Raw genomic sequence first — 12,303 nt, forward strand, 5'->3', positions numbered from 1 at the left:
TCGACAGAGAAAAGAGCCAGACGCCGGCGCAGCGCAATGAAGGAGTTTCCGTTCTCATGTTTGCCATCCCAGACCCGATCCGCAAGCGTTTCAGCCGATTCCTCATCGGGTTCGCCGCGCTTTGGCTTGCCGCCTGCGAGCCGATTCCCATGACCCAGACCGGCGGGGGCATGCCGCCCTCACGCGATGCGGTGCCGGTTGCGCTTCTGGTGCCGCATGGCACGTCCAATGCGCAGGAACAACAGCTTGCCCGCGATCTGGAGAACGCGGCGCGCATGGCTGTCGCGGATCTGTCCGGTGTCGATATCGATCTGCGGGTCTATGGCACGGCCGGCAACGCATCGCAGGCCCAGGAAGCCGCGGTGAACGCGGCCAATGACGGCGCGCGCATCATCATCGGGCCGCTGCATGCCGAATCGGCCAACGCGGTCGCGGTCGCCATGGCGTCGCGGGATATCAACGTGCTGACGTTTTCCAACAATCCGACCATTGCTGGGGGCAATCTTTTCGTTCTGGGGCAGACTTTCCAGAACACGGCGAACCGGCTGGCGGGCTTTGCCGTGCGCGAGGGCACGTCGCGCATCGTCGCGGTCTATTCTGACAATCTCGCCGGTCGTCTGGGACGGTCCGCGATCGAGCAGGCGCTGCGCAGCAATGGCGGGACGCTGGCGGGCAGCGTTGCGTATGACTTCTCGCAGGAGGGGGTGCTCGACGCGGTTCCGGTCATCCGCGAGATGGTCGAAACCGAATCCGCCGATGCGATCTTTCTGACCGCGAACACCGCCGGGGCGCTGCCGCTGTTTTCGCAGATGCTGCCCGAGAACGGTCTTGGTCCGGACCGGCTGCAGTATATCGGCCTGTCCCGCTGGGACACGCCGCCGCAAACGCTGGAACTGCCGGGCGTGCAGGGTGGCTGGTTCGCGCTGCCCGATCCGAACCGGTCGGAACGATTCAAGAACCGGTTCCAAAGCGCGAACGGCAGTGCGCCGCACCCGCTTGCCGGGCTGGCCTATGACGGCATCGCCGCGGTTGGCGCGCTTGTGCAGTCCGGTCAGGGGCTGGGACGTGGCAGTCTCACGCAATCGGCTGGCTTCAAGGGGGTCAACGGCGTGTTCAGGCTGCGGCCGGATGGCACGAACGAGCGCGGTCTTGCCGTGGCCACCATCACCGATGAACGGGTCGAGATCCTGTCGCCTGCCCCGCAAAGCTTTGGCGGGGCCGGATTTTGAGACCTGCCGATAGGATCTGACGTGTCGCTGTCCCTACCTTGCCCGGACGACCTGGTTCGTCCGGCGCATGAGATATTCGACCAGGCCGGTGTTCAGGCGGACCTTGCAGAGGCGGTGGTGGCGTCGGATGGCGACACCGCGGCGTTGCGCCGTGCCGCCGTGTCGATCCTGTCGCACCGGATGCGGCAAGGGCGCGATGTCATCGCCCGGGCGTTTGCCGCCCGCCCGTTCGATTCACGCCCCGTAACCCGCGCCTATTGCTGGCTGACGGACTGCGTGATCCTCACGGCGCTCGACCTTTCGACACGCGTGATGCACCCGCTTCACAACCCGACCGAGTCCGAGCGTCTCGCCGTGTTCGCCGTAGGTGGCTACGGGCGGGGGGAAATGGCGCCGCAATCGGATGTCGATCTGCTGTTCCTGACACCCTACAAGATCACGCCCTGGGCCGAGAGCGTCATCGAGAGCATGCTGTACATCCTGTGGGATCTGCGGCTCAAGGTGGGGCATTCCAGCCGCACGATCCGGGATTGCCTGCGGCTTGGGGCCGACGATTTCACGATCCGCACCGCGCTTCTGGAGAACCGCTTTCTGGCGGGTGAGGCGACGCTGGCCGAGACGCTCAACCAGCGCCTCCAGGACGAGCTGTTCAGCGGCAGCGAGCGCGCCTTCACCGAAGCCAAGCTCGAGGAACGCGATGCCCGACACGAAAAGCTGGGTGAGCGGTACATGGTCGAGCCCAACGTGAAGGAGGGCAAGGGCGGGCTGCGCGACCTGCAATCGCTGTTCTGGATCGCGAAGTACCAGCACCGGGTCAAGGATGTGAGCGAGCTGATGGCGCTCGGGGTGTTCAGCCGGGACGAGTTCGGCACCTTCCTGCGGGCCGAGACGTTCCTGTGGGCGGTGCGCTGTCACCTGCACCTGATCGCGGGACGTCCCAACGAGCAACTGACCTTCGACATGCAGGTCGAGGTGGCCGATCGCATGGGATACAAGGACAGCTCGGCGCGGCGCGGGGTCGAGATATTCATGCAGGATTATTTCCGTCACGCCACGGCCGTTGGTGATCTCACGCGGATGTTCCTGACCAAGCTGGAAGCGTCGCACCTGAAATCAGAGCCATTGCTGCAACGGCTTCTGAAGCGTCGCAAGAAGCTCAAGCCCGGATATGTCGAGATCAACGGCCGCCTCGCCGTCGACGACGAGGCCGCCTTCCTTGCCGATCCCCTGAACCTGTTGCGCCTGTTCGAAGAGGGGCTGCGCACCGGCCTGCTGATCCATCCCGACGCGATGCTGCTGGTGACCGCGAACCTGCACCTGATCGATACGAAGATGCGGGGGGATCCGCGGGCGGCGCGGCTGTTCCTCGACCTGCTGCTGAAACACGGCAATCCCGAGCGCGCGCTGCGACGGATGAACGAGCTTGGCGTACTGTCGGCCTTCCTGCCGGAATTCCAACCCGTCGTCGCGATGATGCAATTCAACATGTATCATCACTACACGGTGGACGAACATATCATTCAGTGCATCTCGCACCTCGCCCAGATCGAACGCCGAGAGCTGATCGAGGAGCTTCCGGTCGCGTCCTCGATCCTGAAGGAGGGGGTCAATCGTCGCGTCCTGTACGTGGCGCTGCTGCTGCACGATATCGGCAAGGGACGCGACGAGGACCACTCGATTCTCGGGGCGCGCATCACCCGCCAGGTGGCCCGGCGCCTTGGCCTGAAACCGCGCGAGGTGGATACCGCCGAATGGCTGGTACGCTATCACCTGCTGATGTCGGACATGGCGCAGAAACGCGACATCGCCGATCCGCGCACGGTGCGCGACTTTGCCAAGGCCGTGAAGACGCGCGAGCGTCTGGATCTGCTTTTGCTGCTGACCGTCTGCGACATTCGCGGTGTCGGCCCCGGCACGTGGAATAACTGGAAAGCGTCGCTGTTTCGCGCGCTCTACCGTCAGACGCGGCGTGTTCTCGAGGACGGGTTCGAGGAGTTCACCCGCGAACAGCGCGGCGCGGATGCCAAGCGTAACCTGCGCGAGGCGCTGTCGGACTGGGATCCACGCCACCTCAAGCAAGAGACCAACCGACATTACCCCCCCTATTGGCAGGGGCTGCATGTCACCGCGCATGTGATCTTCGCGCGGCTTCTGTGGTCGCTGCACGCCGACGAGATCGGCATCGATCTGGCCATCGACGAGGATCGCGACGCCACCCGCGCGTGCTTTGCGCTGGCCGATCATCCCGGCATATTCTCGCGACTTGCCGGCGCGCTGGCACTTGTGGGGGCGAATGTGGTCGATGCGCGCACCTACACGTCCAAGGACGGGTTCGCGACCGCCGTGTTCTGGATTCAGGACGATGACGGCCACCCGTTCGAATCCGACCGGTTGCCCCGTCTGCGCCAGATGATCCACAAGACATTGCAGGGCGAAGTTGTCCCGCGCGAGGCCATCAAGTCGCGCGACAAGCTGAAAAAGCGCGAGCGCGCGTTCCGGGTGCCCACGCATATCACCTTCGACAATGACGGGTCCGAGGTCTACACGATCATCGAGGTGGACACCCGCGACCGGCCCGGCCTGCTATACGATCTGACGCGGACGCTTGCCGCGTCCAACGTGTATATCGCCTCGGCGGTGATCGCCACGTTTGGCGAAAAGGTCGTCGACAGTTTCTATGTCAAGGACATGTTCGGCCTCAAGTTCCATTCTGAGGCCAAGCGCGCCACGCTGGAACGCAAGCTTCGCGCCGCGATCACCGAAGGCGTTGAACGCGCCACGTCCTGACCCGGCGTGGTTGCGCGATCCTGCGACCGCGCCTTATTGCACGCTGGTACAGCCTGAAAACGAGGCCCGACAGGCCAACTTGTGCGGCGTCGGACCCCCTGACGCGCCTCTGACCAATGGTCGCAACCTGCTGTCACAGGCAGCACATACGCGTGATACCGATTGTTTGCCTTGCAAATCATCAATTTGGCTCATTTGTGGCATGAATGTCGTTCACAAAACTTGAAATGCCGTTTGAACTATGTAACGTATCCCTCGAACCCGGCGTTAGCGGTGAACAACGCTTAGTCAAGGCAAATAATAATATCACCGCTACAAGCACGAACCGGAGAAAATCCGGCCGCGCCGCAAGGCCGCCCCCGAAAGGCGTGCCTCGATAAAGACAATTCGATGATCGGTCGAAACCCATATCTGCAGTCCGCGGAATGGCGCGACCGGACTATGGCGGTCCGAAGCCGGGCGCGCTGGCGGAAGATTGTGAAAAGGAGCGACGAGACACATGACGAATCCAAGCACCGGAAATGCCGAATTTGCGCTGAAGGAACAGGTCTACGGCGAGGATCCGACAGCAGATCGTGAAACCGATCACTACCGCAAGGAATATGTCAAAACCTTCGTCGACAAATGGGACGAGCTGATCGACTGGCAGGCCCGCGCCGAGAGCGAAGGCCAGTTCTTTATCGATATTCTTCGTGCCCGTGGCAAGGAACGGGTCTTGGACGTCGCCTGCGGCACCGGGTTTCATTCCGTCCGGTTGACCGAAGCGGGTTTTGACGTCACCGCCGCCGATGGATCCGCCAACATGGTGGCCAAGGCGTTTCACAACGGTCAGGCGCGGGGTTTGATCCTGAAGACCGCGCAGGCTGACTGGCGCTGGCTGAACCGGGATATCAACGGCAAGTATGACGCGATCATCTGCCTTGGAAATTCCTTCACGCACCTGCATGAAGAGCAGGACCGCCGCCGCGCGCTGGCGGAATTCTATGCGGCGCTCAAGCATGACGGTATCCTCATCCTCGATCAGCGCAACTATGATGCGATGCTCGATCAGGGATATTCCACAAAGCACAAGTATTACTATTGCGGCGACAAGGTGACCGCCGAGCCGAGCCATGTCGACGAGGGGCTGTGCCGCATGGTCTACAGCTTTCCGGATGGCGAGCAGTTCACGCTCAACATGTGCCCGATCCGCAAGAACTATGTCCGCCGCCTGCTGAAAGAGGCCGGGTTCGAGCGCGTGCGCACCTATGGCGATTTCCAGGAAACCTATGCCGAGGACGATCCCGATTTCTTCATCCACGTGGCCGAGAAATCCGCACTTCACCTTGTGCGCTGGGGCGGCGTCAAGGAAGATGGCGAGACCGATATTCGCGACGTCACCGAAGATTACTATGACAGCGACGACGCCGACACGTTCTATTCCACGATCTGGGGCGGCGAGGATCTGCATATCGGGCTGTATGACACGACCGATGACATCCGCACCGCCAGCGATCTGACGATCGCGGAAATGGTCAAGCGCCTGCCGAAAATGACCGCCGGGTCGCGCGTTCTGGACATGGGCGCCGGGTATGGCGGCGCGATGCGCACGCTGGTGCGTGACACCGGCTGCGATGCGGTCTGCCTGAACATTTCCGAGACGCAGAACGAATACAATCTTGGCAAGATCCGCGCGGCCAAGCTTGGCAGCAAGATCAACGTCCGCCACGGCGTGTTCGAGGACGTCCCCGCAGACAACAATAGCTTTGACGTGGTCTGGAGCCAGGACAGCTTCCTGCATTCGGATCAGCGCGACAAGGTGATCGCGGAAGCGTTCCGCGTACTCAAGCCCGGCGGACACCTGATCTTTACCGATCCGATGCAGGCCGATGACGTGCCGCCCGGCGTGCTGCAACCGGTCTATGACCGGCTGCAACTCAACAGCCTTGGGTCCATGCGGTTCTACCGCGAAGTGGCCGAGACGCTCGGGTTCGAGATCGTCGAGCAGGACGACATGACCGGTCAGTTGCGCAACCACTATGCCCGCGTCCGCGAGGAATTGCTGGCCAACTATGATCGTCTGCGCGAGAATGGCAGCTCCGCCGAGTATCTCGACAAGATGGCAATCGGGCTGGAGAACTGGGTCAAGGCCGCCGATGCGGGGCATCTGGCCTGGGGCATCCAGACCTTCCGCAAGCCTGCCTGAACCGGTTTTGCCGGGCAGGCCCCAAGGGTCGCGCCCGGCTGCCGCGGATTTTCCTCAGATGGAGTGTTATCGATGACCGGGCCAATTCCCGATCACCAGATCGACGTATCGTTCGAGTTGTTCCCGCCCAAGACGGATGCGGGTCTTGAAACGCTGAAACAGGCAGCGGGCCGCCTTGCCGAGGTCGGGCCGGACTATTTCTCGGTCACCTACGGGGCCGGCGGCAGCACCCGCGCGCGTACCGCCGAGGTCGTGCACATGGTGGCGAAAAGCACCGGGTTGCCCGTGGCGCACCACCTGACCTGTGTCGGGGCCTCGCGGTCCGCGATCGACGCGCAGGCGCAAGAGATGTGGGACAGCGGCATCCGCCGCATCGTGGCCCTTCGTGGCGATTTGCCAGAGGGCGAAACGCTGGCCGAGGACGGCTATCACGACGCCGCCGAACTTGTGACGGGACTGCGCCGCGTCGCGGATTTCGACATCGCCGTTGCGGCCTACCCCGAGGTGCATCCCGAGGCTGCGAGTGCGCAAGGCGATCTCGATCACCTCAAACGCAAGCTCGATGCCGGGGCCAACTGTGCGATCACGCAATTCGCGTTCGAGACGGACACGGTCCTGCGGTTTATCGACCGCGCGCGGGCGGCGGGCATCACCGCGCCGATCGTGCCGGGCATCATGCCGGTGGCCAGCTTTCCCGCCATCAAGCGGTTTTCCGAAGGCTGCGGCGCCAGCATACCGGACTGGATGGAAGAGATGTTCGCGGGTCTTGATGACGCGCCCGACATGCACGCCATGGTGTCCACGTATCTGGCCGCGCAGCAGTGCCAGCGGATGATCGACGCTGGCGTTGACGCGTTTCACTTCTATACCTTGAACAAGCCCGAGTTGTCGCTTGCGATCTGCAGGGCGCTAGGTATCCCGGTCGGACATGCGAAAGCCTGGGCCGCCTGATCCGCGAGACGAGAGGACCCAATCACGATGACAGCCGATATCAAAGACCACGCCGCCCGACGCATACTGGTGCTCGACGGGGCGATGGGCACGATGATCCAGAATGAAAGCCCGGACGAGGCCACGTATCGCGGCGAGCGCTTTGTGGATCACCCGCACGACGTGGGTGGCAACAACGAATTGCTGAGCCTGACGCAGCCCGACATGATCCGCCGGATCCATGGTGATTTCCTCGAAGCGGGCGCGGATATCCTGTGCACCAACACCTTCGGGGCCAACGCGATCAGCCAGGCCGATTACGGCATGGAGGATCTTGTGTGCGAGATGAACGCGGAAAGCGTGCGCCTTGCACGCGAAGCCGCCGAGGCGGCCTCGACCCCCGAGCGTCCGCGCTGGGTCGCGGGTGGGATCGGGCCGACCAACCGGACCGCGTCGATCAGCCCGGACGTCAACGACCCCGGCTTTCGCGCCGTGACCTTCGAAGGTCTGGCCAAGGCCTATGGAGAGGCCGCCCGCGCGCTGATCGAGGCAGGCTGCGATTTGATCCTGGTCGAGACGATCTTCGACACGCTCAACGCCAAGGCCGCGCTTTTTGCCATCGACAGCCTTGCCGATGAGGGCCTGACAGTGCCGCCCCTCATGATCTCGGGCACCATCACGGACCGATCCGGGCGCACGCTGACCGGCCAGACGCCCGAGGCGTTCTGGGTCTCGATGAGCCATGCGCGGCCCTTTTCCGTCGGGCTCAACTGCGCGCTTGGCGCGGGCGAGATGCGCCAGCATGTGCGTACGCTGTCGGAAGTCGCAGACACCCGTGTCAGCGCCTACCCCAATGCCGGCCTGCCCAACGAGATGGGCGGCTATGACGAAACACCCGAGGAAACCGCCAGCCATCTCGGCGAATGGGCCGACACGGGCCTCGTCAACATCGTGGGCGGCTGCTGCGGCACGACGCCCGATCACATCCGCGCCATCGCCGAGGCGGTCGCGGGCAAGACACCCCGCGCCATTCCGAACACCGTGCGGCGCATGCGCCTGAGCGGTCTGGAGATGTTCGAGGCGGCAGGCGCGGCCACCGAGGAGGATGCGGCATGACGACAGGCATTTCCAGTTTCATCAACATCGGCGAACGCACCAACGTCACCGGGTCGGCCCGCTTCAAGAAACTGATCATGAACGGCGACTACAACGGCGCGCTCGACGTGGCGCGCAACCAGGTCGAGAACGGTGCGCAGATCATCGACGTGAACATGGATGAGGGTCTGCTCGATTCCAAAGAGGCGATGATCACATTCCTCAACTTGATCGCGTCGGAACCCGATATCAGCCGCGTGCCGGTTATGGTCGACAGTTCCAAGTTCGAGGTGATCGAGGCCGGGCTGCAATGCATCCAGGGTAGGTCCGTGGTCAACTCTATCTCGCTGAAGGAAGGCGAAGAGGCATTTCTCGAACAGGCGCGCACCGTGCGCCGTTACGGGGCCGCGGTGGTCGTCATGGCCTTCGACGAGAACGGCCAGGCCGAGACCGCGCAGCACAAGTACGAGATCTGCCGCCGGTCCTACGACCTTCTGGTCGAAAAGGCCGGGTTCGAGCCGTGGGACATCATTTTCGATCCCAATATCTTTGCGGTGGCCACAGGCATCGAGGAACATAACGACTACGCCAACGCCTTTTTCGACGCGATCAAGCTGATCAAGGCCGACATGCCCGACACCCATATCTCGGGCGGGCTGTCGAACGTGTCGTTTTCGTTTCGCGGCAACGATCCGGTGCGCGAGGCGATGCATTCGGCGTTCCTCTATCATGCGATTCCGCTGGGGCTGGACATGGCGATCGTCAATGCGGGCCAGATCACCGTCTATGACGATATACCCGACGAGTTGCGCGACTGCGTCGAGGACGTGCTGTTCAACCGCCGTGACGACGCGACCGAACGTCTGCTGGACATCGCCGACAAGTATCGCGGATCGGGCGAGGCCACCAAGAAGGAAGATCCCAAGTGGCGCGAGCAGGCCGTCGAGAAACGGCTTGAACACGCGCTGGTCCATGGCATCACCGATCACGTGATCGACGACACCGAGGAATGCCGCCAACGGGCCGACAAGCCGCTCGACGTGATCGAGGGGCCGCTGATGGATGGCATGAACGTCGTCGGCGACCTGTTCGGGGCGGGCAAGATGTTCCTGCCGCAGGTGGTGAAATCCGCGCGCGTGATGAAGACCGCCGTCGCCCATCTGCTGCCCTACATGGAAGAGGAAAAGCGGCTTCAGGGCGACACCTCGGCCAAGGGCAAGGTGCTGATGGCCACGGTCAAGGGCGACGTGCACGACATCGGCAAGAACATCGTCGGCGTCGTGCTGCAATGCAACAATTACGACGTCGTGGACATGGGCGTGATGGTGCCCACCGAGGATATCCTCGCCAAGGCCCGCGAGGAAAAGGCCGATATCATCGGGCTGTCGGGGCTGATCACGCCGTCGCTGGACCGGATGGTCGATGTCGCCGCGGAAATGAAGCGGCAGGGAATGGATCTGCCGCTGCTGATCGGTGGGGCCACAACCTCGAAAAAGCACACCGCGCTAAAGATCGCGCCCGAATACGACCATGGCGTGATCCATGTCGATGACGCGTCAAAAGCCGTCGGCGTGGTGTCCAAGCTTCTGTCGAAAAAGGCGCGACCGGATTACCTCGCAGAGGTGCTGGAGGGCCAAGACAAGATGCGCGCCGGGTCCGCGAAGACCGGCGATCGTGCAACCACCCCGATCGAGACCGCGCGCGCCAATGCCTTTGACGGCGGCTGGTCCGAGTATCGCCCGCCCGCGCCGCAATCGCCGGGGCTGACGGTGATCGACGACATGGCGGTCGAGGCGCTGCGTGGCTATATCGACTGGGGCCCGTTTTTCGACACGTGGCAGATGCGCGGGCGCTTTCCCGACATCCTCGATCACCCCGAGATGGGTCCGACCGCGCGCGAACTGTACGACAACGCGCAGAAGACGCTCGACCGGATCGTGGCCGAGGACTGGTTCAAGCCGCGCGGGGTCGTCGGGCTGTGGCCGGCGAATGCAGACGGCGACGATATCCTTGTCTGGACCGATGAAGAGCGTCGCGAAATCGCCGCGCGCATGCCGCAACTGCGCCAGCAGGGCAAGAAATCCGGCGACAAGGCGCATATGTGCCTGGCCGATTTCGTGGCACCGACGGGCACGCCCGACTGGATCGGCGGCTTTGCCGTGACCACCGGGCCCGAGGTGCACGAGATCGCGGACCGTCTGAAGGCCGAGGGCAACGATTACGAATCGATCATGGTGCAGTCACTGGGCGACCGCATCGCCGAAGCCTTTGCCGAGGCGCTGCACGAGCGCGTGCGCCGGTCGCTCTGGGGGTTCGCGCCCGACGAGCGGCTGTCGAACGAGGACCTGATCGTCGAGAAATACCGCGGTATCCGGCCCGCGCCGGGATATCCCGCCTGTCCGGATCACACCGAAAAGCGCAAGATCTTCGATCTGTTGCAGGCGCCGGAGCATACCGGTCTGAAACTGACGGAATCCTTCGCGATGTGGCCCGCCGCGGCCGTATCGGGCATGTATTTCGCGCATCCCGAGGCACGGTATTTCGGTATCGGCCGGCTTGGTCCCGACCAGGTGGCGGACTACGCGCGGCGCAAGGGCATGGATCTGGCAGACATGGAGAAATGGCTGGCACCCAGCCTCGGCTACACGCCGGGTGCTGCGGCGCGCGAGGACGCGGCCTGATCCCCGAACAGCCTGACCGAACGGTCGGGCCAAAGTGAAAACAAACTCACAAGGAGAGGAACGAGATGACTGACAAGACATGGCTTTTCACCAGTGAATCGGTGTCCGAGGGCCACCCCGACAAGGTGTGTGACCGGATTTCGGACGCGGTTCTCGATGCGTATCTGAGTGCCGACCCGCTGAGCCGGGTCGCCTGCGAGACGCTTGCGACCACCGACCGCGTGGTCATCGCCGGCGAGGTGCGCGGCCCCGCAGAGGTGCGCCAGCATGTCGAGGAGATTGCCCGCAACGCGATCCGCGACATCGGGTACGAACAGAAAGGCTTTTCCTGGAAGACCTGCGCGGTCGAGAACCTGCTGCACGAGCAGTCCGCCGACATCGCCATGGGCGTGGATGAAGGCGACAAGGGCGAAGAAGGGGCCGGCGATCAGGGCATCATGTTCGGCTATGCCTGCAACGAGACCGACGAGTTGATGCCCGCGCCGATCCAGTTCTCGCACCGCATCCTGCGGCACATGGCCCAGGACCGCAAATCCGGTGCGCAGCCCGGCTTCGGCCCCGACGCCAAAAGCCAGGTCACGCTGAAATACCGCAACGGCGTGCCGGTCGGCGTCGACACCGTGGTTGTCTCGACCCAGCATACCGAGGACGTGACGCAAGAGCAGGTCCGCGAGATGGTCAAGCCCTATATCAAGCGCGCCTTCCCCGACGACTGGTCGCTGCCCGATGACCGCCTGATCGTGAACCCCACCGGGCAGTTCATCATCGGCGGCCCCGATGGCGACGCGGGCCTGACCGGGCGCAAGATCATCGTCGATACCTATGGCGGGGCGGCCCCGCATGGCGGCGGCGCGTTTTCCGGCAAGGACCCGACCAAGGTGGACCGCTCGGCCGCCTATGCCGCGCGCTACCTCGCCAAGAACGTCGTCGCGGCGGGCCTCGCAACCAAGTGCCAGATCCAGCTGGCCTATGCCATCGGCGTGCCGGAACCCGTGGCGGTCTATGTCGACACGCTGGGTACGGGCCGCGTGGACGAGGACAAGCTTGCGACGACCCTGCGTGAGATGGTGCGGCTGACCCCGCGCGGCATTCGCGAGCATCTTGACCTGTTGCGCCCGATCTATGCGCGCACCGCGGCCTACGGTCATTTCGGTCGGGCCCCGTCCGAGGATGGCGGCTTTTCCTGGGAAAGGACCGATCTAGCACAGGAACTGGCCGGGGTGTTCGGCGTCACCAAGGCCGCCGAGTGATCCCCGCCACGCATTTCAAATCATAAGAGGACGAGACACATGAACAAATCTGAAAAGATCAACCCCACGGATTACATCATCAAGGACATCGGTCTGGCGGCGTATGGGCGCAAGGAGATCGACATCGCCGAGACGGAGATGCCGGG

At 63.4% G+C, this 12,303-nt stretch carries 8 protein-coding genes; all 8 read left to right on the forward strand.

The window, feature by feature from the left end; genetic code table 11:
* The first annotated feature begins 56 nt into the window (after window positions 1–56).
* A complete protein-coding gene (locus tag ACROSR_RS10830) occupies window positions 57–1,229 on the forward strand; it encodes a penicillin-binding protein activator (RefSeq protein WP_432684876.1) in 1,173 nt (390 codons plus the stop codon).
* A 21-nt stretch (window positions 1,230–1,250) separates the two neighbouring features.
* Complete coding sequence (locus tag ACROSR_RS10835) at window positions 1,251–4,016, forward strand: [protein-PII] uridylyltransferase (RefSeq protein ID WP_432684878.1); 2,766 nt, start codon at window positions 1,251–1,253, stop codon at window positions 4,014–4,016.
* A gap of 499 nt (window positions 4,017–4,515) precedes the next feature.
* Complete coding sequence (locus ACROSR_RS10840; protein ID WP_432684880.1) at window positions 4,516–6,201, forward strand: glycine/sarcosine N-methyltransferase; 1,686 nt, start codon at window positions 4,516–4,518, stop codon at window positions 6,199–6,201.
* A 72-nt stretch (window positions 6,202–6,273) separates the two neighbouring features.
* The gene (metF, locus tag ACROSR_RS10845; RefSeq protein ID WP_432684882.1) at window positions 6,274–7,152 is read left to right on the forward strand and encodes a methylenetetrahydrofolate reductase [NAD(P)H]; all 879 of its coding nucleotides are present in this window, start codon (window positions 6,274–6,276) and stop codon (window positions 7,150–7,152) included.
* A 27-nt stretch (window positions 7,153–7,179) separates the two neighbouring features.
* Entirely contained in the window at window positions 7,180–8,247 is a 1,068-nt protein-coding gene (locus ACROSR_RS10850; RefSeq protein WP_432684884.1) for a homocysteine S-methyltransferase family protein, read from the forward strand.
* A complete protein-coding gene (metH, locus tag ACROSR_RS10855) occupies window positions 8,244–10,907 on the forward strand; it encodes a methionine synthase (RefSeq protein WP_432684886.1) in 2,664 nt (887 codons plus the stop codon). Before ACROSR_RS10850 ends, metH begins: the two co-directional genes overlap by 4 nt.
* A 65-nt stretch (window positions 10,908–10,972) precedes the next feature.
* The gene (gene metK, locus ACROSR_RS10860; RefSeq protein ID WP_432684888.1) at window positions 10,973–12,157 is read left to right on the forward strand and encodes a methionine adenosyltransferase; all 1,185 of its coding nucleotides are present in this window, start codon (window positions 10,973–10,975) and stop codon (window positions 12,155–12,157) included.
* A gap of 39 nt (window positions 12,158–12,196) precedes the next feature.
* A partial coding sequence (locus ACROSR_RS10865; protein ID WP_432684900.1) for an adenosylhomocysteinase occupies window positions 12,197–12,303 on the forward strand: 107 nt, incomplete at its 3' end.

This window comes from Roseovarius tibetensis, assembly GCF_050896375.1.
Lineage (GTDB): Bacteria > Pseudomonadota > Alphaproteobacteria > Rhodobacterales > Rhodobacteraceae > Roseovarius > Roseovarius tibetensis.